Raw genomic sequence first — 26,105 nt, forward strand, 5'->3', positions numbered from 1 at the left:
AACTCGCAACGGCCGCCTGGCCGGCGCGCAGCGCACGGTGAACGTCTACCGCCCCCGCACTGGCTCACTTGCGTACGGATCCTCCGGACGTGGCGCTCCCCGACGACCTGGAGTGGGGGTGGAGCCGGAAGTACGACGGGGCGCACGGTTACCCGCGCGCCACGGGCGTCCGGGTGGTCTGCGCGTGCGGCTGGAAGGGCGGCCGCAAACACCCGACGTGGAACGCCCCGCGGGAAGTCGACGACCAGCTGCGCGCGCAGTGGCGCCACCACGCGGAGGTCGCCCTGGCCGACACCATGCCCGAGGGCATGCAGCGCCTGGTGGTCGCGCTGCACGACGCGGTCACGGGCTTGATGGGGCTGGCGCAGTACGAGGGTCACGAGGTCTGGCCGCTGGCAGTTGTCCACGCCGCGACGCTGCTGAAGTCGATGGCGGACGCCTGGCAGACCGAGGCCGTACAGGCGGCCCGTACCGACTACTCGTGGGAGGAGATCGCGGGCGCTCTGGGCACCTCGAAGCAGTCCGCGCATGAGTGGTTCAGCCGCTGAGGGCCTGTTGGAACAGGCACTGACACACGCTCAGGGTTCAGTGGCACGGGACAGCCGATCCTGTCTGGATTTTCCATGCGACCAAAGTCCGAAAAGTGTCGATTGTAGGCGCTCGCGTGTGTGCAGATTCCCTTGGGCTCTCGGTCACCCGGTCGAGGCTGAGCAGGGAGGTTGTTTTTCTTGGATGCGAAGCGGCTGCACATCGACGGGAAGCCGGTCGCGGTAGTAAACGGCACGGTGGTCGTGGGTGGGAGCTTGGAGGGCGCCCGCTGGAAGATTGAGGCGCAGCCTCAGCACGGTAGGCAGCTGTACACCATCAAGAGGGACGGCAGTGCCGAAGGGTGGGTAGCCCCGGAGGGGGAGGCCGGTACGCCGATTGCGGTGCGGCCGCTGATCGTGCTGCCGAGCGACCCGCCCCGCTACCCGGACAATGAGCTGTGGCGGATTGCGCCCCTTGACCAAGGGGGGTACAGCATTACCTCCCTCTTGAATGAACTGCCGGTAGGCGTCGGCGACCCGGACTCCTCGGGTAATCAGCCGCTTGTGCTCGGAAAGGGAGGCACATCCCCAGTGGTCATCGCTAACGCCTGACGAGGGACAGTCGACCGACCAGTCTGCCAGTGGGCCCTCTTGCACAAGGCCAGACAGGCTGTGCGGCATGCCGGTGAGCGTGTGCCTCGCTCATGTCCGATGGCACACGCTCAAAATTCCGTGGCACAGGACCGGACACACCCGCTCCACAGCGCCCCGCCCCGCGACCTGGGCGCCCTCCCAGGGCGGGCCGTGCCGGGTCAAGGGTCTACTCCCACGCCATCCTGTGCGGCCTGCGCCGGACACCGGCCGATTCCGGGCGCGGCCCTCGACAGGGACGCTGACCCGCCCAGCCCGTCCGCGGTAGGCCGGGCTCAGCGATGCTGCACTCAATGCTACGACGTGGGGAGTGCTCGACTCGGGGCGAGCGGCACTGCCACCGCCCGTCTCCGTCGTTACCTGCCCCAGCTCCCAGGCTGGTCGGCTGAGGGTCAGGCGGTGTTGATCCAGTTCGTGTAGCTCGACACGTTGGTGTAGACGTCGGGCTGTCCCGGGCTTCCGCAGGACTGGCTGCCGGGGGTGAGCGTTGCTCCCCAGGAGATGATGCCCAGGACCGTGAGGCCGAGCGGGCCGACGACGGGGCCGCCGTCGTCACCCGTGCAGGCTCCCTGCCCCGCTGCGCCACCGCAGACCATGCCGGCGGTGACTTCGGAGCCGTAGGCCTCCTGGCATGCCGGGTTGGAGATGAGCTGGACGCTGACCTTGCTGCGCGGGTTGGGGAAGGTGCCGCCCGGGTTGTTCGCGCCGTAGCCGACGACGAAGGCGTTCCCGGAGGGTGGCGGGCCTTGAGGGGGCAGCAGAGCGGGCACGTCGACGGCGGGCAGGGGCCCGGCCAGGCGCAGGACCGCGATGTCGTCGGCAAGGTCGAAGGAGCTGTAGCTGGGATGGATGACGACCTGGGAGAGCCTTTGGGTCTGGCCCCCGGAGGTCGGCTGAAGCGAGTTGGCCCGCACGGTGAGCTGGCCTGCCGATACGCCGTCCACGCAGTGCGCGGCGGTGATGGCTTTGGACGGACCGATCAGTGTCGCTCCGCATACGTAGGTGCCGTTGTTCAGCAGGGCCAGCGTGTAGGGGAACTGGCCGGGGGCGGCTGTCTGCCCTCCGGTGACCGCGTTGGCGGGTGATGCCATGACGGTGAACGCCATTGCCGCGGTGCCCGCCAGGGCCATCCGCCGGATCCGTGTCTTGATCTTCAAGTTGACCTGTCTCTCCGAACGTAACCACGCTGTCACTCCGGCGGCGATCATTCCATGACGGCCCGTCATGTATCCAGCCGCTTGTTTTCCTCCGGGGCGGCAGCTGACAGCCGTCGCTCACGCGGTCTGCCCAGCCGGCTCGGCGCGTGCGCCGCAGCACTGCCGAAGACCGGACAGACGCTTCATGCAGCGGGCGGACCTGGTGGTGCGTGCGCCGGCGGCCGGGGTGCTGCTGCTGGAGACCGACCGCCGCACCGAAGACGCCCACGGCCTGGTGCAGAAGCTGCGCCGGTACTGGGAGTGGGGCCGCCTGCTGCCGCAGGACGCGGACAAGGGCCGGGAGGGGGGCGATGCGTCGGTTGTCGACGCGTCGGCCACAACCCATATGTCACCGACTGTAAAAGATCTGTCGCTCTCCGCGAAGGGGCGGAAGGATCAGCGGGACGGCCCTGTGCGTTGTCCGGGCCGTGACCGCCAAAGTCGGAGGGGTTGCTCGTGGAGTCGTTGGAGTTCGGGACCACGCAGGAAGAGCGGTTGGAGCGGTTGCGCGGGCAGTTGCAGGGCACGCCGCCCGTGGGCACGCGCGCCGCCGGGCGCACGCAGCCGTCGCCGGGGTCGAACCTGCTGCTCGGCGTGATGCTCCACGCGGCGGCCCGCCTGGAGGCCGGGATGGAGCTGACCGACCTGGAAGCCCGGATGGTCGCCCCACTGCGGCTGCTGCTGTCTGAGGAAGAGGTCCACGGCTTCGGGAGGGTGTACCGGGAAGAGAACACCGTGCGCAGCACGGCCGCGGTGCTCCCGCAGGTCCTCACCACCCGTACGTTGGCCGACGGGTACGCGGTGGAGGACCTGGTCAAGGACCTTCCCTCACTGCGTGAGGAGATCCTGGGACAGGACAATGTCAGCGTCGTCGACCTGAGTACCGCCGTCGAGCGGGACGGCACCTTCGACACCGCGGAGTTCATCGCCGGCCAGGCCGCTTACGGGTACGGGGCGACGTTCGTGACCGCGTCGGCACCGCCCGAGGAGCAGCCGGGGGTGAACGCCTCGTTCATGGCGCGCGTGGATATGCACTCGTTCTACTGCGAGGACGAGTCCAACGAGGCTTCCGCGTCCGACGAGATCTACTGGGGGTGCAGCTCCGTCGGTGCGTTCAGCGCCCGCCAAGAGCTCCTGACCCGGGTGTTCACGAACGTCGACCAGGGCGAGTGGCACGACTTCGGCGCGAACACCACGCTCTACAGCGGCCGGGTGGACACCTCCTTGGTGTGCAACATCTCCTGCTGGGAGGAGGACGACGGCGGCGCGGAATGGAGGAACCGCCTGCGGGACAAGCTGCGGGCCATCAGCGTGGAGCTGCAGAAGTTCGTGGACACCATGGAGATCTACGGCTATCTGGCCCCGCAGTACGGTGACTTCCTCGACTACGCCCAGCTCACCGCGCTCGTCGCCCGGCTCATCGCCTGGCTGATCGACCTGTTCAGGAACGACGACGACCTGGTCCAGGAACGCACCCTGGTCTTCACCCAGTCCGCGCTGCGTCAGCTGGTGACCAGCGGTGGCGCCGGCTCGCTCGGCTGGGTCTTCAACGGCGGTGACGCCGAGGGCCGCCACCGCCTGCAGCTCAAGTGGGTCGGCACGCCGCCCCCCGTCGACGCCCCCGGCGACATCAAGCTGGTCTCACCCGCGAACGGCCAGTGGGGCTCCACCACCAGGATCCCCGGCACCACGGACTGGGGTCCCTCCCTGGCGGTCCACAACGGTAATCTGAACATTGTCACGCGCGGCCTCAACGGCGGCGTCCACACCGGCGCGTTCAAGAACGGGACCTGGCAGGGCTACGGGTTCGTGCCCGGCCTGACCAGCTGGACCCCGCCGGACCTGGCCGTCAACAACGGCACCCTGTACGTCTCCAGCGGCGGACAGAACGGAGAGATCTACGTCACGCCCCAGAACAGCTCCGGCTGGGGCTCACCCGTCAGGCTCCCCGGAACCAGCTCGCTGCGAGCCGCCCTGGCCAGCCGCGGCAACACACTGCACTGCGCAGTCCGCGGCCACGGCGGCAACTCCGCCGTCTACTTCAGCTACCTCACCGCATCCGGCTGGGTCGAGTTCGCACAGGTCGGGGGCCTGCAGACTTTCTACGCCCCGGCACTGGCCACTCTCAACAACACGCTGTACCTGGCCTGCGTGGGCCTCGATGGCGCCACGTACGTCGTCAGCCACAACGGCTCCGGCTGGTCCGACGCCACGCGCCTGGGCGGCACCACCGACAGTGCACCCGCGCTGGCCGCCCGCAACGGCGTCCTGTACTGCGCAACACGCGGCCTGGACTCCATGGTCTACCTCAACTCGCTCAACGGGAGCACCTGGACCGGCTTCAACCAGATTGTCCCCGACGCGTACACCATGTCGGAGCCCGCCCTCGCCGGCGGCAGCGGCGACACCCTCCACATCGGCTACCGCACCACCTGACCGCGAGACCGGAGGCCCGCACCGCCGGCGCGGGCCTCCATCAAGATGGCTGTCAGCCAAGCAGTGGATTCCTGACGAGCTGGTCAATGAGTTCGAGCGGATCGTCCTGCACGGAGTGGCCGAGCTGCCGGGCCGGGAGTACCCGCCGATCCATGGCGATCCGTCCCCGCGAATGCAATCCGAAAATTGATTCCCGCCAGTCCCGTTGGCCCCGTCATGGAGGGCTGGTGGCCCGTGCATCGGCGGTCGGCTGCGCGAGGTACTCGACACGGCATTCCGTGCGGCGAAGCCCGCCTGTACGCGGCGCCGGTGGGGCATGGGGGGAGGCCGCGGGCTTGTGGCGTCCGGGGCCGCAGGTGGCGGTGGTCACGACGACGGCGCCGGGGCCTATGCAGTCGGCCGGGCCAGCCACCCGCGGGGCGGACGATTACTGGTTCAAGGGAATGGAAGGGCCGGCGGCGGGTGCGCCGGCGGACGGTACGCCAGCGGGTACGCCGGCGGTGGGTGGGCCGGTGAGTTCGCTGCCTGCGATGTCTGCGATGCCCGAGATGAGGGTCTGCGGGTTGATGATGTTGCCGGTTCCTGCGTTCACGGAGTCTCCGTAGGTGACTCCGTAGTTGTTGGTGGAGCGGTCCCACTCGACGACTTCGTTCACGTTGTTCTGGATTTTGTCCGCGTGAGCGGCCCCGGAGAACGACAGGGCAGCCCCCGCCAGGGCGAGAGTGGCAAGTACGCGCTTGGTGTTGTCCATACTCGGCCAACGATCTTGACTCGCCGGGGTCACGACTGCACCGGCTCGCCCACCGCCTGGTTCCGGGCTCAGGCTTCGTCGTGGTGCGGGGCGCACACCGCCGGACCGTCACCGCGTTGCTCGGGCGTCCAGCGTCTGCGGGCCTTGGGTACCGGCAAGGGGTGGCGTCTTCGCGCCACCCTGTCGGTTACCGGCCGTTCCGCCGAGAGCAATGGTCCGGTGACGCTGTGTCCTGCGACGCTCTGACCAGGGCGGCAGCGTGCCGACCGGCAAGGAGGCGGGCATGTCCGGGCAAGGCGACGGCATCTCAATCAGCGTGCCGCAGTACGACGGCCAAAAGAGCGGCGACCAGGTAGGAGTCACCTGGTCTGGAGGATCTGCCCCGGTGACCGCTGAAGAGGGCTCTCGGGGAACTGACGAGGCCGCGGACGGCATCCAGCGCATCCCGGCCCGGATCCAGGTACAGGAGTCGCCCACTGTCGACGTAGCCCGTGAACGGCTCGTGGAGGCGATCGGCCGCGAAGCCGCCTTCCTCGCCGACCAGCGGGCCGGGCAGGCATCTGAGGGCCTTGAAACCCTCGCCCGTGCTTTTGCCCTGGTCACCACCGGCACCCCGATGGTCATTCCTGCCGCATCGGGTGCTGTGGATGGTGCCCGGGTGTCGAGTTTCTCGGACTGGGTGAACACTACGGAAAGCCCCAAGGCTGCGGCGATCGTCGTTCCGGCGAGCAGCGGCAAGGCGCGGAGCGTTGAGTCGGGTCTCGACGCTGCCCAGCAGATCGGGTAGTCGGCGCGGTTGGGCCACCCACCTTGCCCACAGGCGCGAGGCAGCTGTGGGGGGATTGGAAGATCAGCATCGGGCGGCGATGCGCCGTCCAGAGAGGGGACACACGCATGGAGGAGTTCGCCGGTCGGTGGGGTGCGCCGAACGAGGGGCCGTCGCAGCGGAGCCTGTGCGGCGCCCTTGGCCCCGGCTCGGAGGGTCAGCGGCGCCCGAGGGTGCCGCGTACGAGGGCGTAGGGGACCACGCAGAAGGCGCCGAGGCTGGTGGCGACGATCAGGGTGAGGAACAGCCAGTAGGCGAAGCCATGGCCGTTGGAGGAGGCGAGGAGCCACCCGTAGGTGAGGGTGGTGAGGATGCCGGTGCTGGCGAGTCCGGCCGCCCAGCCCGTCTTGCTCAGGCCGAGGCCGAGGCCGATGTAGGCCCAGAACAGGGCGGGGCCGGCGATGGCCGCGATGGCCAGGAACGCCGGGTAGTCGATGTCCCGGCCGCTCATGTAGTCCGTGAGCTGAGGTACCGAGATGAAGGTCAATAAGCCCATGTAGGCGACGCCGAGGACGACGGCGACGATCGTGATCATGCGGGTGGCGCGGGTGGTGGGAGGGGTGTTCGCGGCGTCGGTCATGGGGCGGTGGGCTCCTTCTCCTACGGCGGGCAGGGCAGTCGGCCCCGTGTGATGTCTCAGCTCAATTGCGGTGAGGGTTTGTCTGTGACCTGTGGCGCTGCAGGTTGAATGCGACGGCTTTCTGGCCCAGATTGACGCCTTTCTGTGTTGTGGCCAGCGGTGCTGCATCTTGGATGAGACTGCTGCAGTTGTAGTGAGAAGTCCTATGAGCAGGTTCGGTTGGGCCCCGCCCCCGAGATCTGGCTTGCCTCTGCCTGATGGCCAAGCAGCCGGGGGGAGCGCTACGAGGGGAAGCCGCAATAGGCCGCCTGCCCGCCTCAGCCGCAACAGGAAGATCGAACCGGACAACGGGCAGTGCATGCAGACAGCTCACAGCTCTCCGTTCGCCACCACGCCTGGCGCAGCGCCGTCACACCCTCGACCGGCTGCGACCTGACGACGTGCGAAGGCGACCAGTTCATAGCACGATCACTGCCCGGATCGCAGAAGAGACAACCCGGAAGATGAGAGACCGTCTCGGTGTGACAAGAAGCCGCGCCTGTGGCGTCGACACGCGGCAGCGGGAGCCCCTCTCCGGCTTGGCGATGGGGCGGAGCGCGGACCTAAATGGCTGCTAGCTCGTCGCGCACGGCGCAGCTTGTTGGGTTCTCGGGACCGAGTCGGCGCTCGTAGATCCGCAACGACTCGGCGAGGAAGGACGTCGCGCCGGCTTGGTCGCCTTTGTTGTGGGCCAACTTACCCAGGACTCTGAGCGTGTCCGCCGTCTCGGCATGGTCCGGGGCAAGGCTGTTTTGACGGATGGCCAGGACTTGTTCTAGGCACTCCCATGCTGCGAGGGCCTGGCCCTCCGCCAGCTTGAGTACACCCAGAGTGTGGAGGCACCGGGCATAATCTGAGGCGGCTTCGCCGACGCATTGGCGGCACACCTGGGCCGCGTGCTCCGCATCTGCTAGGGCCTTTCCCCGATCGCCCTGTGCATGGAGTACGGTCGCCAGGTTGGCAAGGGTAATAGCGGTGTCTCGCTGCTCCTTCCCGTGCAGCTGAATTCGCAGGGCGAGCGCTTCCTCAAGCCGTTCCTGGGCCTCGGGCAGCCTGCCGAGGGAGCTTAGGGTCATTCCGTAGTTGTTGATGATCTTGGCGGTGAGAGGGTGGTTGGACAGCCCGGCACGTTGCTGGATATTGAGGGCGCGCTCGTAGAAGGCGGCTGCCTCCGCATAGGCCGCCGTGCGCTCACGAACCATGCCCAGGTTGTTCAGAATCGTAGCGAGTCCCGGACTGAACGGGCCTTGTGCCTGCTCCTCCGAAGCCAGAGCATCTAGATATGTGCGCAACGCCCAGTCATAGGCGCCGCGAAGCCACTGGTCGAAGCCGATGTTGTTGAGGAAGGTGCTGGAGCCCCGGAGATCCTCTGCGAGCAATGCATCCCGCATACGCTTCCACTGTGCGCTTAGCTGTTTGGGAACGTCGGCGCCAACATGACATGCGGAAACAAGGAATCCGGACGTTCTTCTCGGGCGGATACGCCATCACCGAACCGGTCCGAGGCACTGTCCGGGCCATACCCGACCGCCTCTGGCGTCCCGCCCTGGACCAGGACGGGACCGTGCGGGACGGCGCCGAGGTCGCCGAGCTGACCGGCATGTCGACCTTGCCGACTACCCGGCCGGAACCCGCATCATCGTGCGACGCGAACGACCGCGCCCCGGCGCACAACTGTCCCTGTTCTGGCATAGACGCTCGGTGAGCTATACGGGCAGCGCGAATCGCAACTGACCCTTCAGGACCACAGCAAGTAGTCAATTTGGCAGCTGCGGCACGTGACGTGAGTTCCTACGTCAGCTAGTCGAACCGAGTTCCACTGGTGGCAAGCCTCCCGAGGGCAGCGAGCTTGCTTGTGTCCGCAGCTCAGGCAGACGTAGAGCCCATGAGACTCGGTGAGCTTAGTGTTGTCAGTGAGGACTTTGAACAGATTCCACGGCTTCACAGAGTTATAGAAAATGGCAGCTATTCCGACAGCGTTATCCTTGATCCCGAAATTGCCGTCACTGCCATACACTCCAACAGTCGAACAATAGACGCACTGTACGGGATCGTTCGCTTCAGGACGCTGTACCATAATCCCCCCTCAGGGCATTATCAGGATGAGGGCTTGCAGAGGTTCAAGTCAACTCTCCGTACAGCTGCCGTCACCCCGGCACGCAGCTCGTCTCCGTCACCGAGCTGCGGACGCCCGCGACAGCGTCCGCTTCGCCGACAAGCGCATCGCCGACCACGAAGTCCACCTGGCCGACGCCAGCTGTCCGCCAGGACACGCTGACGTAGCTACCCCATGAGTAGTTCTGGGTCGTCCGCCTGTCGGCATGTCGGTGGACGACCCAGAACGCCAACTGCCCCTAACCTCGCACTTTCGGTTCGGGGGGTGGGTCCGGATGCTGGCCGACACGCGAAAGCGCCTTCCTGAGCTGGGACGATGAACTGTGTCTAGGGTTTGATCGTCGCCGGCGGAAGGCACTGTCTACGTGCAGGTTATCGGTTCCCGTCCCAGGCTCGTGGTGTCCTCTGACGGGACGGGGGTGGTCGGGCATGCGGGGGCACGATTGCTGGCTGATCTCGCAGATGCGACCGGGTTGACCAGCGCCTGCTCGACTGCTCTGCGGCGGTTGAGGCCGCGCGGTACCGGCCACGACCCGGGTCGGATCGCAACTGATCTCGCGGTGATGATCGCTGACGGCGGCGAGACCATCACGGACCTGGCCATCCTGCGCGACCAGAGCGAGGTGTTCGGTGCAGTGGCCTCCACGCCCACGGCTTGGCGGCTGCTCGCCGACATGGACAAGGCCGTAGTCGCTGCGCTGCGAGCGGCCCGGGCCGCGGCCCGGGAGGTGGCCTGGCTGCAGGCCGCTGAGACGGGCGAGGGCATACCAGCGGTGACAATCGCAGGACACGAACTGCCCGGTCTGGTCCTGGACATCGACGCCACACTGATCACGTGCCACTCCGAGAAAGAGCAGGCGGCACCCACCTACAAAGGCGGCTTCGGCTACCACCCGCTGCTGTGTTTCCTGGCGAACACCGGCGAGGCCATGTCCGGGCTCCTGCGGCCCGGCAACGCCGGAGCCAACACCGCAGCCGATCACATCACCGTCCTCGATGCGGCCCTCGCCCAGATCCCCGACGCCCACCGGCACGGCACTGCGATCCTCATCCGTGCCGACAGCGCCGGAGGCGCGAAAGCCTTCCTGGCCCACATCCAGATGCTGCGTAAGAACGGCCTGGATCTGCGTTTCTCGGTCGGATACCCGGTCACCGAACCAGTCCGCCGCGCGATCCGGGCCCTCCCCGACAGACTCTGGCAGCCCGCCCTTGACCAGAACGGGACCGTGCGGGACGGCGCCGAGGTCGCCGAGCTGACCGGCATGGTCGACCTTGCCGGCTACCCGCCTGGCATCCGCATCATCGTGCGACGCGAACGACCGCACCCCGGCGCACAACTGTCTCTGTTCGACCAGGACGAAGGCCTTCGCCACCAGGTGTTCCTCACTGACACTCCGCACGCGGGTGGCGGTTCCGCCCAGTTCCTGGAGGTCCGCCACCGCGGACACGCCACCGTCGAAGACCACATCCGCACGGGCCAGAGCACCGGATTCGGCCGCTTCCCCTCCCGCCACTTCGCCATCAACGCCGCCTGGCTTGAGCTGTCCCTGACCGCCATCGACCTGCTGTCCTGGACACGCCTCCTGCTACTGGACGGCGAGTTGGCCATTGCCGAACCCAAGAAGCTCCGCTACCGCATCCTGCACGTCGCCGCCCGCATCACCCGCGGCGGACGCCGCCTCCACCTGCGAATCTCCGCAACCTGGCCCTGGCGACACGAACTGACCAGCGCATTCGCTCGCCTCACGGCCCTGCCACGGCCGTCCACCTGACCCGCGACACCGCCCCTGCCCGCCACGATCGAGGAACCTGGGAGCACCCGGCCCGAGCGTCGGGCCCCAGCCATGCCACCCCGCAACCAGCAACCGACATCACCTGGCCACCGCGACTAGGCCAGCTCAGCCATCCGAAGCGAAACAGTGAGGCTAGGGAGCGTTCGACGAAACCTGTACGGCTTCCTGTCCTCTTCGCAGGTCACAGTGCCTGTCACGCCAGCGCGAGAGGCGGCGGCGCGCGTCAAGTAAGGACAGGGGAGCGAGCAGTGGAGATGAAGGAGATGGCGGGGGCGTACCGGGTGCGGGCGGAGCGCCGGCGCAGGGTGCGCGGCAGCGGGGAGGCCCGCACCCCTGCTCGGGCAGGACCGACAGCCCGGTTCTCCTGTTTTCTGATCCTTCAAATACTGTTCTCTGTGTCAGCCAGCAGATAGAAATCAAAGCCCGCAGCCTTGTGTCCGCCCCCCGACTGTGGCGCCCCGTTGCAGATTCCCTTTCTTCCTTGGGAATCACCATTAAAGAAGAGGCTGAAGCACTGATGGCAGAATCGCCAGTTTGACTGGGTGTGCTCTACGGCCTCGGGAATGTTGATGGGCACGAATCCTCCGATAGTGAGAAAGGGGAGCTGACGTGGTTGTTTGCTGTCGTCCGTGCCCGGGGGGCTTCACCCCCGCAGAGCTCAGATGCTGTTCTCTGGGTCGGCAAGCAGGAAGAAATCGAATCCTGCAGGCTTGTGCCCCTCTCCCTCGAAGTGCCCTCCAGCACAGTTACCCTTCCCTCCCTGAGGATCGTCGTTCCAAAAGACGACAAAACACTCGACGCAGAAACGCCAGTTGGGTTGGGTGTGATTTACTGCCTCGGGAATATTGATAGGCATGATTCCTCCGAAGTGAGAATCTCGGCGACCTCGAGTGAAGCTAGCATGCGTGACACTTCTGGCGGCTTACTACCTTTTGGGGGCCGCCAATTTCCACCCATTCAGCTGTATATGCCTCTGGATTACTCAATAGGGCGAGTCAACCCCTCAACGATCTTGAAACCGTCGTGGCAGCGATGTCACCGTGGGTTCAAATCCCACACCCGCCGCAGGTGAACGGCCCCTGACCAGGTACATCGGTCAGGGGCCGTTCACCTGCGCGCTGCCCTTCAACCACCGTGGTTCCCCGTCAGTTACCGGCCGATCGGGCACGGCAGGAGCACGGGCACCTTGTGATCCGTGGCTCTAGATAAGCACGGGGTACGAGGTGGATGCCCTACCCGTGTTTGCTGGCACCCGCCCCTACTCGTTGGTGTTGGTGTCAGCCGCTAATGTCAACTCGTTGCGCCTGCGGGTGTGGTGTCGACGCAGCCTCTGGATTATGAGCCCCGCCAGGCTGACGAGTGCGCCGCTGAGAACTTTGATGGCAAGATCCTGGATCAGTGATCCCATGAAGGCGTGGGTGCGCTTAAGGGCCGGACTGCGCACCGCGCTCCTCGCGTGCGGAATCAGACGGACAAAGCGACGACGCTGGATCAGCCCCGGCTCGAAGGCAGGAACCAGCGGGAACGGCGATCATGCGCCATTCCTGCTGGTATCGGTCTCTTGGCGTACCGGGTGACGGCAGATATAGGGAGCCAGAAAGCATCTCTTCGAACTGCGAGATCGGCCATGTGTATCGACAACGCGCAGGCTTCGTTGCGCTGCTGCACGAACGCCAGTCATCACGGACTGCTTTGAGAAAGGTTCCGTGACCCCGGTCAGAGATGCAGAAGACACCGAGCAGGCGGAGGAACCCTCGGGCCACGCCTCACGGGATTCGGATACGTGTGCAGGTCGGCCCGCGTTGGCTGCGTGATTCACACAGATCGTCGGTTCCGTTACTCGCGTTGAGGGCCGTGATGCTGATGCCCCCCGCCTGTGGTGGAAGGGTCATCGGCATGCTGACTCGCTGCTCGACCGTGCCCGTGTCGTCAGATCTGCGTCCGCTTCAAGGACATCGACCGCGTCGCCTGCGAGCGGGTGAAGAGCATCAACAGGGCCCAGTTCTAGGCGCTCTGATGCGGCGCGCGCGGCCCGCCGTCTTCTTGGCCGCCGCGTTCTTCCCGGCGCCCACCGATCCCTTCGGTGCCGCCTTCTTCCTGGTCGCCTTCTTGGAGGGCAGGTCGTGGATGGTGGCCTCGGTGTCCTCGCCTCGGGCGGCGCGGGCATCCTGGACCGACTGCTGCAGGGCCGCCATCAGGTCGACGACCTGGCCGACCGGGGCCGCTTCTTCGGCCGGCTCCGGACGGGTCCCCTGCGCCTTGGCCGCAATGACCGCTTCGAGGGCCTCGCGGTACCGGTCTCGCTGCTGCGACAGGTCGAAGCCGACCGAGAGAGCACCGGCCAGCTCCACCGCGGCCGCGGTCTCGTCCTCGCTGACGTCGACCTTCGCGGGCGCGGGCACATCGCTCGCCGGACGGATCTCGTCGGGCCATCTCAGCAGGTAGAGCGCGATCACGTCCCCGACCACCCTGAGTGCCCCGAGCCTCTCCCGGTCCCTCATGGAGTACTTGGTGATCGCGACCTTGCTGGCCCGCTCGGGCGGACGGCGCATTGGGCGGAACCCGCCGTTTCATAGGTGGTCCCTTATGCAACACCCGTCTCGCAGTTCGGTGATCAGGGAGAACTCTGTTTCATAGGTCGTTTCTTTCATCTTGTCCTGTGAAACACACATGAAACGATGGGGTCGTGAACACCGACCCCTCCAAGCTGGTGGAAGCGCACGACTGCCCGATGTCCAGCTGCGGCGCCCCGGCGGGCTCGCCCTGCCGCACCACGGCCGGGAAGGTGGCCGTGCAGTACCACACGGCCCGCTTTCGGCTCGTGCCGAGCCTCAAGGCGGAGCTGAACATCCCGACGCCCGCCGTCCGCAGGCCGGGGGCGAAGTGGCAGGAGCTCCCGCGCCCCGCCGCCACGGCCGCGAGCGGGCCGAACGGGCATGTCCGTATCGCGTACGCCCGGGCCTCGACTGTCCGCCAGTCGCTGGACACCCAGCTCGACGCGTTCGCCGCGGCCGGGATCACCCGGGTGTTCTCCGAGAAGATCAGCACCCGGGTGAAGGAACGCCCGGAGTTGGAGAAGGCCATCGCCCTCGCGTGCGAGCTGCGCGCCGCCGGGGTTCGCGTCACCCTCGTCATCCACGAGCACAAGCGGCTCGGCCGCGGGCACGACCTGGTGACCCTGGCCGTGCGGCTGCGGGAGCACGACGTAGAGCTGGAGTTCTTGACCGGCGAGCTGCAGGGCTCCCACGATCCGCACGGCCCGGTGTTCGCGGTGTTGGCCGCGCTGTCCGGCATGGAGCGCGAGTACATCCGGGAGAAGACGCTGGACGGCCAGGAGTCGGCCCGCCGGCGGGGCAAGGCGATCGGCGGCGCGAAGGTGTCCGACCCCACGATGCTCGCCATGGCCCTGCACCTGCGGGACACCGAGAAGCTGAGCCTGCGGGACATCGCCCCCCGGCTCGTCATCACCAAGGGCAGGAAGAAGGGGCAGCACCCCAGTCCGGCGACCGTCCTGCGGATGCTCCGGGACCACGACGACCGGACGGCCGCCGATGCCGAGATGCAGACGCAGGCGACCACGCCCGTAGCCCTCCAGGCGTGCATCAGCCCCTGTTAGGTCCAATGGGCCCAACAGGGGCTGACGTGTGGTTCAGGCGATCGGGTTCGTCTTCGTCACCCACGGGTCGGGGAGGGACTCCCATGCGGGTGGCCGCGGCGGAGCGCAGGCTGCGGAGCAGAACTGCGGTGGAACGGGCCAGACGTCCAGACCGCGGGTCAGCGCGGCTCCGCAGACGGCGCATGAGCCGTCGACCGACGACCGGATGTGGTAGCCCTCCTTGTTCGCCACCGTGGTCAGGCGCAGTCGCTCGCGTTCGGTGCCGTGACGTACAGCCATGGCCTCCTCGCCCCAGCCGTGCACGTCCTCGATCAGATCCGAGTCCGTGAAGCAGTGGCCGATGAGTGCGGCCGCGACCTTCGTGAAGGCCCCCTGGGCGACTGCGGCCCGGACAAGGTGGTCGCCCTGCGGCCCCGCCTGTGCCTCCCCCGGGTGTTCTTCGAACGCGTCGCGGCGGTCGAGGCCCCAGTTCCCGGCCATGTCGATCAGCTTCTCCGCCGGGCACTCAGGAAGGTGGCCGGTGCAGTACGGGATGAAGAAGTCGTCGACCGGCTGGCGGGGGCAGGCGGAGCCCTGGCACAGCTCGTAGAGCAGGTCCTGGTTCAGGACCAGTCGGAAGCGACGGCCAGCGCAGGACACGATCGCTTCCCCAAGGGGATCGTTGGACTCCACGTGCACGTCCCCGCGCAGTTCCAGGCCGGACAGCGCGCCGGCGAGCGCCAGAACCGTGCCGCAGGGGACGGGCCCGCCGAGCAGGGCGGACTCGAACATCACGGGGCCGGGGAACGCGCCGTCGTCCTCGGGGTCGTTGTACCCCCAGTCGACGTGGACCTCCGGCAGCGTGGAGCACTCGGCCAGGAGGCTCCGGAACGGGAAGGCCTTCGGCGGTCCGCCGGCGGCGGCTTCGCGGAGCAGTGCGGTGTACTTCCCGCCCGTCTTGCGCTGAGCCTCCCGGGCGCGCTGCGCAGCGGTGTTCTGGTTGCGGGGCATGAATGTTCTCCGGATCCGGCGGGCCGGCCCACGTCACCCGCCGGCGGAAGACACCGTTGCGGACTTCGCGGGCCCCGGAGGTCCTCGGCCGATCGCTGACCCCGACGACGTGGGCGTCGGAGTCTGCGGCGGTTGGCGTGCGCGTCCAGCCGTGCGCAACGTAGCGCAGCCCAGTGCGGGATGAGCAGTCTGTTGCCCCGGATCTCACCCTGATGGGGTGGTTGCCCCCGTTGGGTCTAATGGGGGCAACCACCCCTCTCAGCCGATGAGCGGAAGATCCTGGGTCTTGCGGAGGGCGGCCTCCATGGCGGCCTGGGTTCGCATCTGGAGCTTGTGCAGGACGGCGACGCGGAGCCAGAACTCCGGCTCGGGCTGCGGCTGGCTGTGCTCCACGAGGACGTGGGTGATGTGGCAGATGGCCAGCTCGTCGGCCGCGGGCTCAGGCGTGCACTCCGGGGAACAACTTCCGGAAGAGGCCGTGCGTCGCGTCGATCGCCTGGGCCCCGGTGGCCCGCTCCAGGTCGATGCCCGTGACTGGGGCTCCGAGTTCGGTGCCGAGGGCGAACACGGTCGCGAACAGGGCTTTGGCGTGGCTGCCGAGTGGCGCCTCCAGGGGGACCAGTGACTCGTGCAGCGGGGGGACGGGTTGCGGGCTCACCTCAGGCCAGTCCTCCTGCAGGCGCGGGGCATCGAGGGTGAAGACGTCGGTGAAGGTGGCCGCGGCGGCGTCCCGTTCGGTCAGCGGGGGCCCCAGGCTCCACCGCTCGCGCAGGGTCGCCAACACGGAGGTGTTCCAGTGTTCCCGGGTGACGACCGTGCGCTCGGGGATCCAGGCCGAGACGGCGATCGTCGGGACGCGTACGCCGAGGCGGTCGAAGCGGAAGCCGAGCTGCCCGGCCGGGGCGCCCGCGGTGGGCGCGGGCGCGGGGCCGGGCGGCACGTGGTCGTAGGTGCCGCCGTGCTCGTCGAACGTCACCAGCAACGTTGTGTTCAGGTGATTCGACCCGTGCGGGGACGACGACGAGCGGACCGCCTCGTACACCCGCGCGAGCAGGTCCTCGCCTCCCAGCACGCTGGAGGGCGGGTCCCACACCAGTCCCGGGGCCGAGGACCAGAACGGGGGGTGCATGTCGTTGTGCGCCCAGCCGATGATCTGCGGCTCGATGAAGGAGTACCGGGGCAGTGCGCCGGCCTGCGCGTCCTCGAAGAAGCGTGTGGTGGAGGAGAAGTGGGTGGCGAACTTCTCCCGCAGCCGGGCGGCGTGGATGAGGCCGGTCAGGGAGTAGTGCGACAGCGGATCGCAGTACACCCGCCAGTCCAGGCCCGCCGCGTCCAGGCGGTCGAAGAGGGTTTCGGCCGTGTTCTGGCGCAGGAAGTCACCCTCCTCGCCCATGTTCACGACCAGCCCGGAGGCGGTGGCGGCGTGGAAGAAGGAGCGGTTGGTGAAGGTCTGCGAGGGCACGTCGCAGAACCAGTGGTCGAAGGCGGCGAACCCCTTCGCCAGCGCTGAGACGACCGGCACCTGCTCGGGGGTGTAGCCGGCCATGATCTGCCGGTACTCCTGGTAGAACGGCTGGCGGCCGGTGGCCGCCCACCAGGTGTGGATGTAGTCGGTGACGAACCCGTCCATGGTCGGCACCGCCCCGGCCGCGGGCGCGTTGTAGGGCGGACTGAAGGCGGCCGTCCCTGGCTGGCCGAGGACGTTGAACAGCTGCGTGTTGATGTGCGGGTACTCCTCGCCCGGATCCAGGCTCGGGGTGTTCATCGACGTGGCGACGCCGTACGGCACGCTGCCACGCTCGGCGCCGTCCTCGGCCCAGGGCGGGATCGGGTTCGACAGCTCCTTGCCCAGCACCCCCTCGAACGAGGAAACCTCACCCGGCTCGTACAGCCGGCCCAGGAGGTTGTCGAACGACCGGTTCTCGAACATAAGCACCACAACGTGGTCCAGTGCGTTCTCCGGCCCGACCGCCATAGCCCTTACCCGCAATTCCATAGCCCGCCGCGCCGGACTCGACGCTGAACCGGGTCTCAGCCACGCGCCCCGTCATCGGCCCTGCCCGTGCACCGGACCGGCGCCAGCCCTGGATTGCGTCTTTGCGTGCAGAATATGCCTTTTGTGCGTATTGGTCATGCAGGGGTCGGCAGCCCCGCCCGTGTCCAGGGCGCACAAGCGCCCAGACGATGCGGCCTGGCTGTTTCTCCCGTCCGGCCCGGCCAGGGCCTTGCGCGGCTGGCATTTCCCCCGGCGTGCCAGCCGCAGCCCAATACCGCACGTTTCGAATGACGCTCCCTGCCGGCTCACGCCCGAGAATCTTCGGCGGGCACATCATCGGGACGGCCAACGCCGCGGCGACCGCGCCCGCCCTGCGCCGAGCGAGGCCGAGGCGGCGCGGGCTGGGGCTGGGGTTCCAAGGCATCCGTACGGACCGCTGACAGCGGAACCGACAAGGACGGTCCCTGTTAGACCTGTTGGGGCTAACAGGGCTTATAAGGGCCCGTCTGCGGTTTCGTGAGCGGGTCTGTCGGCGGGTCTATCGGGCGGCAGGGACTGCGACGGGGTTGTCCCCGAGGTATCCGAGGCGCTCGTTCACGAGCGTCTCCGCCTGCCGCTGACGGCCGACGTGGGCCTTGTCGGCGGGCCAGCCCTTCGCCGTCCGACAGGAGGAGGGAGTTCGGAGTCCTGGGCGGCGAGGGTGGCTGCGAGGCGTTCGGCGAGTTCGGCGAGGTGAGGGTCGTCGGGGCCGGCGGTGTGCTCTATGGCGGCCTGCTCGGCGTCGTACGCGTCGAGGACCTGCTCCCAGCTCTGGGCGTTCGGCCCGTAGTGCTCGGGGAACACGTGGGCCAGCCACCAGGCCGCCGCACGCCAGTCCGGCCGCAGGTACCGGGTCTGCCGTTCCTCGACGTCCAGGCCCGTGACGGGGTCGTTGTAGGTGCGCACGCGTTCCTCCAGGACCAGGCTCCCGGCGCCCGCCTGCAGAACTCGCGCGAGCGCCCGGGCGGCCATCTGCGCCCGAGCGGAGTTCACCCGCCGGTACAGCTCGACGTACACGTCGTCGGTGGCGTTCGCGAGTTCTCCGTCCTCGCGAGCCTGGGCGGCGTTGCGGCCGCGAGCCATCCACCGCGCGAGGGTGGCCCGGGAAACGCCGGCGCCCTCGGCGGCGAGCGAGTTGGCGACGCCCACGGCGGTGGCCTTGACGATGTTCTCGATCCGCTCCGGCGTCAGCAGGGAGGGACGGCCCGGGCGGCGGGTGCTTGATCTCATGCGGGCGGACCGTACGTACACCTGGTCGCTTGCGTCTCCGGCGTCACGCATTTTGCGATTTACGCGACGGTCCTACGCGCGCGCGGGCGCGGGGTCTCACCGGGGTACCGGGCGGTCCTCCCTGGTCAACGCGCCAGGCGCCCGGTCCTGTTGGACCCAATGGGGTCAACCCTGTTAGGGGCACCACGCTGGCCTGGGGTTTTCCCCGATCGGGCGGAGCGTCGCCGGGTCCACGTACGGGCTGGGAGGAGGCGGTACGGTCTGGCGGTGACGAGTGGACGGGGAGAGGCCCGAATGAGGAGAGAGCCATGGTCCAGGTAACGCTGGAGCCGTTGAAGATCCCGGACCGGCTGCGCATGCCGGCCGTCTTCGAACGGGAGTGGACGGAGCCGGCCAACAAGCTGCGCCCGCGCATCCTGCTCCCGGCCGCATTCACCGGGCCGTCCCCGATCGCCCCGGGTGAGCACCGCGTCTTCATCGTCTTCAACCGCAAGGGCGGTGCCGGGAAGACGACCACGACCCTGGAGCTCGCGTGCGCCTGGGCGGCGATGGGCTACACCGTGCGCATCATCGACGCCGACCCGCAGGACGCCGGTCTGACCGGGTGGCTGGCGCCGGTCTATCCCGAAGGCCTGGACCCCAAGCACCGGCTGACGCTGAAGAACGTCATGTACGGCGAGGCCGGCCTGGACGAGGCGACCTACTACACCCGGTACAAGAACCTCTACATCGTGCCCAGCTATGAGGACTGCGCGGTCGTCGAGTACGACCCGGCGGTCAACGGTGAGCGCACCCTGCGCCGGGCGATCAAGCGGAGCGAGGCACCGGTGGACATCACCATCGTCGACTGCCCGCCGAAGGTCGGGAAGCTCTCGACCTTCACCCTGGCGATCGGCGGCGAGGTCCTGGTGCCCAGCCAGCTCAGCGGCCTGGACAAGAAGTCGAACGAGCCGTTGCGCAGGACGATCGCCGACGCCCAGGAGGAGTACGACGTGAGGGTGCGGGCCGCCGTGCTCACGGCCTGGGGCAAGACGATCATCTCCCGCTCGGTCGGCAACGAGATGGCCGCGCACTACCCGGACGCGCTCGTGTGCCCCATCCGCAGGTCGGTGGACGCCACCACCGCGCCCGACGAGAACCAGTCCATCCGCGAGTACAACAAGCGGTCCACCACCACGCGTGACTTCGACCAGCTCGGTCACATGCTGGTGGCGCCGCGGGGAGCTGCAGCATGAGCAACGGAATGCCCTTCGGGCAGGGGACCCTCCTCGGCAAGGAGCTGGGAGCCCAGAAGACGTCCGGCCCGGGCACGAAGGAGAAGATCCCGGCGTACGTCAGCCCGGAGACCATGAACCGGCTGCGCAACGCAGTGGTCGCGCTCCAGCGGATCGACGACGAGGACGCCGACGTCCCGGTGTCGCTGTCCGCGTACGTGGAGGCCGCCGTCCTCGCGCAGCTGCGTCGCGACGAGCGCGCGTACAACAACGGTGCGCCGTTCGCCCAGCGCCGCAACAAGAACCTCAAGAGCGGTCCGCCGGTCACGAAGTAGCCAGCCGCAGACGACGAGGGCCCCACCGCTTCCGGTGGGGCCCTCGCGTGCGTCAGGGCCGGTGAAGGTGTCCGGCGTCGGCGTCAGGCCAAGGCGAACGTCACCGCGACGGCCACGCGGGCCGCTGCTCCGTCGGCAGGGTCCGTAGTCGTCGTCTCGGCCATGTCGACTGTCCGGCCGAGCTTTTGGCCGGACAGCTTTGCGTGCTGCTCCGCGCGCTTCCGGGCGTCCGTGTAGGCCAGCTTTCGGGCCGAGTCGAGATCGGGTGCGGTCCCTTCGCCGTTGACGACGACAGTGTTCGGATCAGTCACGGGGACTCCTTCGTCCTCTGGCCAGGTCGGTCTCTCCCAGCACATTCCTAGATCGACACGAGCCTAGGGGAGCCAACCTCGCACAAGGGGCAGAACAGGGCAGAGCGACCCCCTCGATAGGGCGGGGATGTTTCATCGGGATGAGCGGTCATGCGGACCTGGATCCAGCCGCTGTCGTGTCCGCCCTTGGCATGCCACGTCAGGCCTTGTTGGGCCTGTTGGTTCTAATGGGTCTAATTCCCGGTTCGGTCAGTACGCCCGGCCGGACGTGGCTACCGTGCAGGGCGTGACGAAGAAGGTTGACCTCCTGGACGAGATGCCCGAGCTCCAGGAGGCCGTGGACGCTGTGTGCGAGGAGGCCCCCTCCGACGCCCGCCGTCGGCAGATCCGGGCTCACGCCCGCGAGCTGGTCCGTGCCCTCCAGCACCCCGGCCATCCGCACGGCGTCGGCGACGACCTGGCCGACGTCTTCGACCCGGAGTCGCTCAAGGCGTACGAGAAGCTCGCCCTGGAAGGCGAGCTCCGCGACCGCGGGGAGAAGCGCCCGACCTCCGAGGCGACGGCGATGGTGCGCTCCGGGGTGATGGCCCTGCTCCAGCGGGAGCTCGGCCTGGAGGTCCACTACCTGCGCCAGCTCAAGGAGCTCCCCCGCAAGGAGCCGGTCGACGTGGCCCGCCGCGAGCAGCTGCGCGAGAGCCTGGTGACCCTGTCCGACCACGTCGGCCGCCGTACCCGCTGGAGCGTCGAGGGCGGCCTGATGGAGCACGGCTATCCCCGCTGGGTGCGGATGCTCGCCATGGCCTCGGTCGTCCTGGACACCGGCGCCCGGGTGGGCGAGCTGTGCGCGCTGCGCCTGGAGGACCTCTCCCCCGCCTTGGGGGAGGTCCGCATCCGGCGCCGCCCTCAGAACGCCCGGCCCGACAGCCCGGTGTCCGTCGAGGTCTACCCGCTGCGCCGGGCCACCCGGGCCGCGCTGCAGCGCTACCTCCTGGTGCGCCGCATGCTGATGGGCGACGTCACCGGCGGCGCCGACTGGCTGTGGGTGTCCGTACGCGGGAACCACGGCGGCGTCGTCGACGAGAACGCCGGACCCGAGTACCGGCCCGCCGGCACCGCCCTGCAGGAGTGGGGTACCGGCAGTGCCTACAGCGCCACAGTGAAGAAGGTGAACATCGACCTCGCCGGGACACCGGGCTGGACGCCGCTGCCGGTGCGGATGGAACAACTGCGCCGAGGAGTCGCCGCCCCAGAGCTCCATCTGGTGCCGCCCGCGCCGGACGCCGAGCGGGCCGCCGAGCTGATGGACCGGCTCCAGCGGGCGGCCCGCGGTCTCGCCGCCCTTCCCGACGCCAAGGCCGCCGCGACCACCGGCCGCAAGGACCGCGACGAGGCCCGCCACGTCCTGCGCGAGGCATGGCGCCTCGGCATCGAGCACCAGGTCCAGCTCGCCGTGCTCAGCGCCGGCGGCCTGCTCGCCGCCGACGTCCCGCGCGCCGGATGGGAGCCGGAGCTGCTGCGCTCCCTGGACCGAGCCCTGCACCTCACCCCCCTTTAGAGGCCATCTCATTTGGGTGGTTGGGTAGACTGTCGGTCGTGGTGGGCATTGTTGAGCGGCTGGTGCCGGATGAGTTGTGGGTGTTGTTCCAGCGGGTGGTGCCGGAGGCGCCGTCGCGGCCGCAGGGTGGTGGCCGGCGTCGGCATGGCGACCGGGAGGTACTGGCAGCGATCGTCTTCGTGGCCACCTCGGGTTGCACCTGGCAGCAACTGCCCACAGCGTCGTTCGGGCCGTCGGGGGCGACAGCTCACCGGCGGTTCACCGAGTGGAGCAAGGCGCGGGTGTGGGCCAAGCTGCACCGCCTGGTCCTTGACGAGCTCGGCGCTCGCGGCGAGCTGGACTGGTCCCGCTGCGCGATCGACTCGGTGAACATGCGGGCCCTGAAAAGGGGGACCTGACGGGTCCGAATCCTGTGGACCGGGGCAAGTTCGGGTCGAAGATCCACTTGATCACGGAGCGGACCGGTCTGCCCCTGTCCGTCGGAATCTCGGGGGCGAACCTCCACGACAGCCAGGCCCTCGAGCCCCTCGTCCGCGGCATACCGCCCATCCGCTCGCGCCGCGGACGCCGACGACGCAAACCCGGCAAGCTCCACGCGGACAAGGGCTACGACTACGCCCACCTGCGACGATGGTTACGCGGACGCGGCATCACGCATCGCATCGCCCGCAGGGGCATCGAGTCCTCGCAGCGACTGGGCCGCCACCGCTGGACCATCGAACGCACCATGGCCTGGCTCACCGGCTGCCGCCGCCTCCACCGCCGCTACGAACGCAAAGCCGAACACTTCCTCGCCTTCACCAGCATCGCCTGCACCCTCATCTGCTACCGCAGACTCACCAAATGAGATGACTTCTTAGACCCGTTAGGTCCAACACCCTGCGGCTTCCGGCGGTGGTCGCGGACGGGCACACGTGTGGAGCTGCCCGAGGGCGGGGCGTGGGGGAGGCGCCCCGCCCTCGGTGCTGGCCTACGCGATGAGCTGGTGCAGCCCCACAACGGTCGCCGCCGCGGCCCCGAGGGCGGCCAACGCGCCGCTGAGGACGAAGACGGCGGCGCCGGCCACGAAGCCGCCGATGAGGATGATGGCCCACCGCTGCGGCAGGGGCTCCGGGCGGTTCGCGGCGTTCTCGTTGGTGTTGGTTTCCACTAGGCTCCTAGGTGAGTGCTTGAACTGAGACGGCCCCGGGTTGCCCCCCGGGGCCGTTCGCTTTCGGTGCGAACGGCGGGCCGTCAGGGCCTTCGAAGAAGGCCCTGTACTGATGATCAGGCCGTTCAGACCCGCTTCTCCGGGAATCCGGCAACGCTTTGATCCGCACCCAGACCACTTAGTGATTAGTAATCTCTTGTGCGGATCAAAACGTTGGGATCAAAGCGGGGGAACTTCTGTGGCTGATGCGCGTGTGGCGAACGAGCGGCGGGTGCGCCGACTGGAGCAGATGGACAGAACCGGCTCGACCGGGGCGGCGAACGGGACGCTGAAGGCCTTCTGGAGCGGCGGCCGGGAGCCCGCCCACATCGTGGTGCGCAGCGACCTGGTGAAACCCGTCGAAGGCGGGCCGCTCCTGACTCGGCTGCTCCTGCCCAGGGGCGTTGCGCTGCGCTTCTACCTGCTCACGCTCTTCGAGGCGCAGTGCCGGCTCGCGGCGGGAGGCCAGTGGGAGAACGTGCTGCCGCTAGCCGGGCCGGGGTCCTGGTCCGACCTGATCGCCGTGGACGGCGCCTACGACGCGAAGTCGGAGACGTACATGCGGGGCACCCGCGGCGGCAGGGCGGCGGAGGACCTGAGACTGCGGCAGGTTCAGGGAGCCCTGCGCACCCTGGAAGAGGTCGGCCGCGAGAACCTCGACCAGGCGCTGGTCGAGGTCCCCCGTGGGGCGAGAGGGCAGCGGCTGTACGCGTCGTTCCGCCTCATGAAGGAGAGCGGCCGCGGCAGTCACCAGAGCCCGGACATCTACACGGTCCCCGCGAATCACTGGCACCCGTCCAAGACGGTGACCATCCCCGCGGCCTTCTTCCTGAACGGGTGGGTCCAGGTGCTCACCCCGTCGGAAGTCGCCACCTGGCTGGCCCTGCGTGTGCTCAGCAAGTGGGCCCCCGACAAGCACCAGGAGTCCGGGGTGTTCCTCTACGGGGACGCGCGCAAGGAGAAGTTCGGCTTGCGGCGCGACGCCTGGGAGGACGGCTGTCAGCGACTGCTCGACTTCGGCCTGATCCGCTTCGCCCGCCCCATGAAGGACGGCGAGTCCGCCGTGCCCCTCACCCCGAACGAGTGGCTGATGGCCCTTGCCGAGCCTGAACCCCGGGAGCGGTACGAGCCTCACCGCTACCAGCTCACCGACCAGGGGCTGGACCAGGACGCCGTCGAGGTCTGCCGCAGGGAGCTCACCCTCCGCCAGCGCGTCCTGGACCGCCGGGCAGAGGAGGCTCGCCGCGCCTCCTCCACGGCGTAGCGCCAGAGGTGCGGCAGGTGCTCCACAGGAAGACCTGTTAGGCCCAACACCCCCGACTGACGTCGTCGAGTGCTTAACACGAGAACGCTCACCGGCCCCGTCCCGCGAGCCGCGGACGGGGCCTTTCGGGTAGGCGGCACGGATCGCGCCCGAGGACCATCTCTGACCCTGTTAGGCCTGTTGGACCCAACAGGCCCGACTCCGTCAGATCGGGATGCCCTCCCGCTCGAAGGCCTCGCGGCCCCGGCAAGCCTTCGCGAACTCGGTCCGTGGCCTGGCGCGGGCCTTGGCCCGACAGGCGTCGATAAGCAGATGCTCCAGTGTGTCCCAGGTCCAGGGCTTGGCCTCGTCTTCCAGCGCCTCCCGCAGGGTCCGGAGGGAGGGCTCCGGGCGCCCGGACGGAGGGGATGTAGGTGACCTCCGGCCGGGCGCCTGGCCATCTCGTCGGGATTTCCTGTTCCGCAACTACTCACACCCGTTGTTGATCACGTGCCATGGCCGTCGTGCTCTCGATGGTCGAAACGGGCCATGACCCCGGCATGGGTCAGAACCCATGATCAATCTCATCAATAACCACGGTTCGATTGATCCCCGACGCCGGCGCCCGCCGGCTGAGGGATACGGGCCGTCAGAAGTCGTGCCTCAACGGCCGAATGGGATCGAGGCGCTCTTGCGGACCGGTCCTACGCTGGGGGCATGGCCACCGATCCCTTGTTGAGACAAGGCCCCGACTCGACGGATCTGGTCCTGCACGTCGGGCCGGCCGGGCCGGCTTGGAACGTGCTGACCTCGGCGGGGCCGGCGCTGTTCGCTCCGCTCGCTCTGGGCGTGCCGACCCTGCTCGTCGCCTTCTGGATGGTGCTGGCTGGGGCGCGGGCGTCGACTGTGTTCGTGGTGGTGGGGGTGATCGCCGGGCTGGAGTACCTGCTCGGCTGGCTGGCGCTGGCCTTTTCCCGGGCCCGGGACATCCTGCGGGTGGAGTTCGCGCCGGCCGGGGTGCCCGCGTCCCTGCGGTTGGTCCGGGGTGCCGGGCCGGACGACTGGCTGCCCGTCGACACCCTGCACGAGGTGCAGCTGACGCACAAGGTGGTGGAGCCGTACCAGGGGGACCGCAAGCCGGCCGTCTCCACGCTCGCGCTGGAACTCGTCCTGCGGGGCGGCCGGGAGCGGCTCGCCCCGCTCCCGTTCGGCGGCGACCCGCAACGGCTCGCCGACGCACTGGAGGCCCTACTCGGCCCGGCTGCGGTCGTGGTGGAGCTGCGCACCGAGCGCCGCACGCGCGATCGGCCGCGGTCCCACTCGACCTGGTTCTCCGGCGGTTCGGCCTCGGCTAACTCGGGTGGCGGCTGACCCCGGGCTGGGCGCGGGGGTGTGTGGCTGGGGGGTGCAAAAAGCGAACGGCAGAGGGGAGTGAGGGGGGGTCCACCGCCCCCTTTACCCCACGGCAGACCA

23 protein-coding genes are annotated in these 26,105 nt (G+C 68.4%); 12 read left to right on the forward strand and 11 right to left on the reverse strand.

Annotation, left to right across the window (positions count from 1 at the left end):
* The first annotated feature begins 89 nt into the window (after positions 1-89).
* Positions 90-548, forward strand: a complete 459-nt coding sequence (locus ACZ4YL_RS35780; RefSeq protein WP_468122140.1) for a hypothetical protein — start codon at positions 90-92, stop codon at positions 546-548.
* Between the two features lie 180 nt (positions 549-728).
* A complete protein-coding gene (locus ACZ4YL_RS35785) occupies positions 729-1,139 on the forward strand; it encodes an I66 family serine proteinase inhibitor (RefSeq protein ID WP_468122141.1) in 411 nt (136 codons plus the stop codon).
* Positions 1,140-1,570: 431 nt separating this feature from the next.
* Here the strand turns inward: ACZ4YL_RS35785 and ACZ4YL_RS35790 are convergent, their stop codons facing one another.
* On the reverse strand, positions 1,571-2,335 hold the full coding sequence (locus tag ACZ4YL_RS35790; RefSeq protein ID WP_468122142.1) for a serine protease: 765 nt from the start codon (positions 2,333-2,335) through the stop codon (positions 1,571-1,573).
* Positions 2,336-2,830: 495 nt separating this feature from the next.
* On the opposite strand from ACZ4YL_RS35790, the gene ACZ4YL_RS35795 reads away from it, so the two are divergent.
* Positions 2,831-4,810 (forward strand): PLL family lectin, encoded by a 1,980-nt coding sequence (locus ACZ4YL_RS35795; protein WP_468122143.1) that lies wholly within the window; start codon positions 2,831-2,833, stop codon positions 4,808-4,810.
* Positions 4,811-5,237: 427 nt separating this feature from the next.
* Here ACZ4YL_RS35795 and ACZ4YL_RS35800 read toward each other — a convergent pair whose 3' ends face one another.
* On the reverse strand, positions 5,238-5,561 hold the full coding sequence (locus ACZ4YL_RS35800; RefSeq protein WP_468122144.1) for a hypothetical protein: 324 nt from the start codon (positions 5,559-5,561) through the stop codon (positions 5,238-5,240).
* A gap of 259 nt (positions 5,562-5,820) precedes the next feature.
* Between ACZ4YL_RS35800 and ACZ4YL_RS35805 the strand changes: the two genes are divergently transcribed.
* Positions 5,821-6,348 carry a hypothetical protein gene (locus tag ACZ4YL_RS35805; RefSeq protein ID WP_468122145.1) on the forward strand — a complete coding sequence of 176 codons (528 nt, stop codon included), beginning with the start codon at positions 5,821-5,823 and terminating at the stop codon, positions 6,346-6,348.
* Positions 6,349-6,544: 196 nt separating this feature from the next.
* On the opposite strand, the gene ACZ4YL_RS35810 is transcribed toward ACZ4YL_RS35805, so the two are convergent.
* Both ACZ4YL_RS35810 and ACZ4YL_RS35815 read right to left on the reverse strand, forming a co-directional pair.
* A complete protein-coding gene (locus ACZ4YL_RS35810) occupies positions 6,545-6,967 on the reverse strand; it encodes a hypothetical protein (RefSeq protein ID WP_468122146.1) in 423 nt (140 codons plus the stop codon).
* Between the two features lie 602 nt (positions 6,968-7,569).
* The gene (locus tag ACZ4YL_RS35815; protein ID WP_468122148.1) at positions 7,570-8,397 is read right to left on the reverse strand and encodes a tetratricopeptide repeat protein; all 828 of its coding nucleotides are present in this window, start codon (positions 8,395-8,397) and stop codon (positions 7,570-7,572) included.
* A 1,089-nt stretch (positions 8,398-9,486) separates the two neighbouring features.
* Here ACZ4YL_RS35815 and ACZ4YL_RS35820 point away from each other — a divergent pair.
* Positions 9,487-10,893: an IS1380 family transposase gene (locus ACZ4YL_RS35820; protein WP_468122150.1), complete on the forward strand. Its 1,407-nt coding sequence runs from the start codon at positions 9,487-9,489 to the stop codon at positions 10,891-10,893.
* Positions 10,894-12,902: 2,009 nt separating this feature from the next.
* Here the strand turns inward: ACZ4YL_RS35820 and ACZ4YL_RS35825 are convergent.
* On the reverse strand, positions 12,903-13,466 hold the full coding sequence (locus ACZ4YL_RS35825) for a Ku protein (RefSeq protein ID WP_468122151.1): 564 nt from the start codon (positions 13,464-13,466) through the stop codon (positions 12,903-12,905).
* Between the two features lie 134 nt (positions 13,467-13,600).
* Here ACZ4YL_RS35825 and ACZ4YL_RS35830 point away from each other — a divergent pair, with 134 nt between their 5' ends.
* Entirely contained in the window at positions 13,601-14,530 is a 930-nt protein-coding gene (locus ACZ4YL_RS35830) for a recombinase family protein (protein WP_468122153.1), read from the forward strand.
* Positions 14,531-14,563: 33 nt separating this feature from the next.
* Here the strand turns inward: ACZ4YL_RS35830 and ACZ4YL_RS35835 are convergent, their stop codons facing one another.
* The 4 genes from ACZ4YL_RS35835 to ACZ4YL_RS35850 all read right to left on the reverse strand — a co-directional run bounded on the left by ACZ4YL_RS35835 (position 14,564) and on the right by ACZ4YL_RS35850 (position 18,785).
* On the reverse strand, positions 14,564-15,520 hold the full coding sequence (locus ACZ4YL_RS35835; RefSeq protein ID WP_468122155.1) for a hypothetical protein: 957 nt from the start codon (positions 15,518-15,520) through the stop codon (positions 14,564-14,566).
* Positions 15,521-15,778: 258 nt separating this feature from the next.
* Positions 15,779-15,913 (reverse strand): hypothetical protein, encoded by a 135-nt coding sequence (locus tag ACZ4YL_RS35840; protein WP_468122156.1) that lies wholly within the window; start codon positions 15,911-15,913, stop codon positions 15,779-15,781.
* Positions 15,914-15,959: 46 nt separating this feature from the next.
* Positions 15,960-17,456 (reverse strand): alkaline phosphatase family protein, encoded by a 1,497-nt coding sequence (locus tag ACZ4YL_RS35845; protein ID WP_468122158.1) that lies wholly within the window; start codon positions 17,454-17,456, stop codon positions 15,960-15,962.
* 654 nt (positions 17,457-18,110) lie between these two features.
* Positions 18,111-18,785 carry a hypothetical protein gene (locus ACZ4YL_RS35850; RefSeq protein ID WP_468122160.1) on the reverse strand — a complete coding sequence of 225 codons (675 nt, stop codon included), beginning with the start codon at positions 18,783-18,785 and terminating at the stop codon, positions 18,111-18,113.
* A 308-nt stretch (positions 18,786-19,093) separates the two neighbouring features.
* On the opposite strand from ACZ4YL_RS35850, the gene ACZ4YL_RS35855 reads away from it, so the two are divergent.
* Together ACZ4YL_RS35855 and ACZ4YL_RS35860 are read left to right on the forward strand one after the other, a co-directional pair.
* The gene (locus ACZ4YL_RS35855; RefSeq protein ID WP_468122162.1) at positions 19,094-20,020 is read left to right on the forward strand and encodes a ParA family protein; all 927 of its coding nucleotides are present in this window, start codon (positions 19,094-19,096) and stop codon (positions 20,018-20,020) included.
* A complete protein-coding gene (locus ACZ4YL_RS35860; protein WP_468122163.1) occupies positions 20,017-20,334 on the forward strand; it encodes a hypothetical protein in 318 nt (105 codons plus the stop codon). The genes ACZ4YL_RS35855 and ACZ4YL_RS35860 overlap by 4 nt, the downstream gene beginning before the upstream one ends.
* Before the next feature lie 83 nt (positions 20,335-20,417).
* On the opposite strand, the gene ACZ4YL_RS35865 is transcribed toward ACZ4YL_RS35860, so the two are convergent.
* Positions 20,418-20,645, reverse strand: coding sequence for an SIMPL domain-containing protein (locus ACZ4YL_RS35865; protein ID WP_468122165.1), 228 nt, complete (start codon positions 20,643-20,645; stop codon positions 20,418-20,420).
* Between the two features lie 286 nt (positions 20,646-20,931).
* Here ACZ4YL_RS35865 and ACZ4YL_RS35870 point away from each other — a divergent pair, with 286 nt between their 5' ends.
* Positions 20,932-22,200, forward strand: coding sequence for a hypothetical protein (locus ACZ4YL_RS35870; protein ID WP_468122167.1), 1,269 nt, complete (start codon positions 20,932-20,934; stop codon positions 22,198-22,200).
* Positions 22,201-22,247: 47 nt separating this feature from the next.
* Positions 22,248-23,047, forward strand: a protein-coding gene (locus tag ACZ4YL_RS35875; RefSeq protein ID WP_468122200.1) for an IS5 family transposase whose coding sequence is annotated in 2 segments (ribosomal slippage) — positions 22,248-22,583 and positions 22,586-23,047 — 798 coding nt in all. Because the reading frame shifts where the segments join, the coding sequence is not laid out codon by codon here.
* Between the two features lie 123 nt (positions 23,048-23,170).
* On the opposite strand, the gene ACZ4YL_RS35880 is transcribed toward ACZ4YL_RS35875, so the two are convergent.
* Complete coding sequence (locus tag ACZ4YL_RS35880; RefSeq protein ID WP_284582029.1) at positions 23,171-23,350, reverse strand: hypothetical protein; 180 nt, start codon at positions 23,348-23,350, stop codon at positions 23,171-23,173.
* Positions 23,351-23,588: 238 nt separating this feature from the next.
* Between ACZ4YL_RS35880 and ACZ4YL_RS35885 the strand changes: the two genes are divergently transcribed.
* The gene (locus ACZ4YL_RS35885) at positions 23,589-24,653 is read left to right on the forward strand and encodes a hypothetical protein (protein WP_468122169.1); all 1,065 of its coding nucleotides are present in this window, start codon (positions 23,589-23,591) and stop codon (positions 24,651-24,653) included.
* 696 nt (positions 24,654-25,349) lie between these two features.
* Positions 25,350-26,003, forward strand: a complete 654-nt coding sequence (locus ACZ4YL_RS35890) for a hypothetical protein (RefSeq protein WP_468122171.1) — start codon at positions 25,350-25,352, stop codon at positions 26,001-26,003.
* Positions 26,004-26,105: the final 102 nt, after the last annotated feature.

The organism is Streptomyces sp. NPDC030021 (assembly GCF_055574035.1).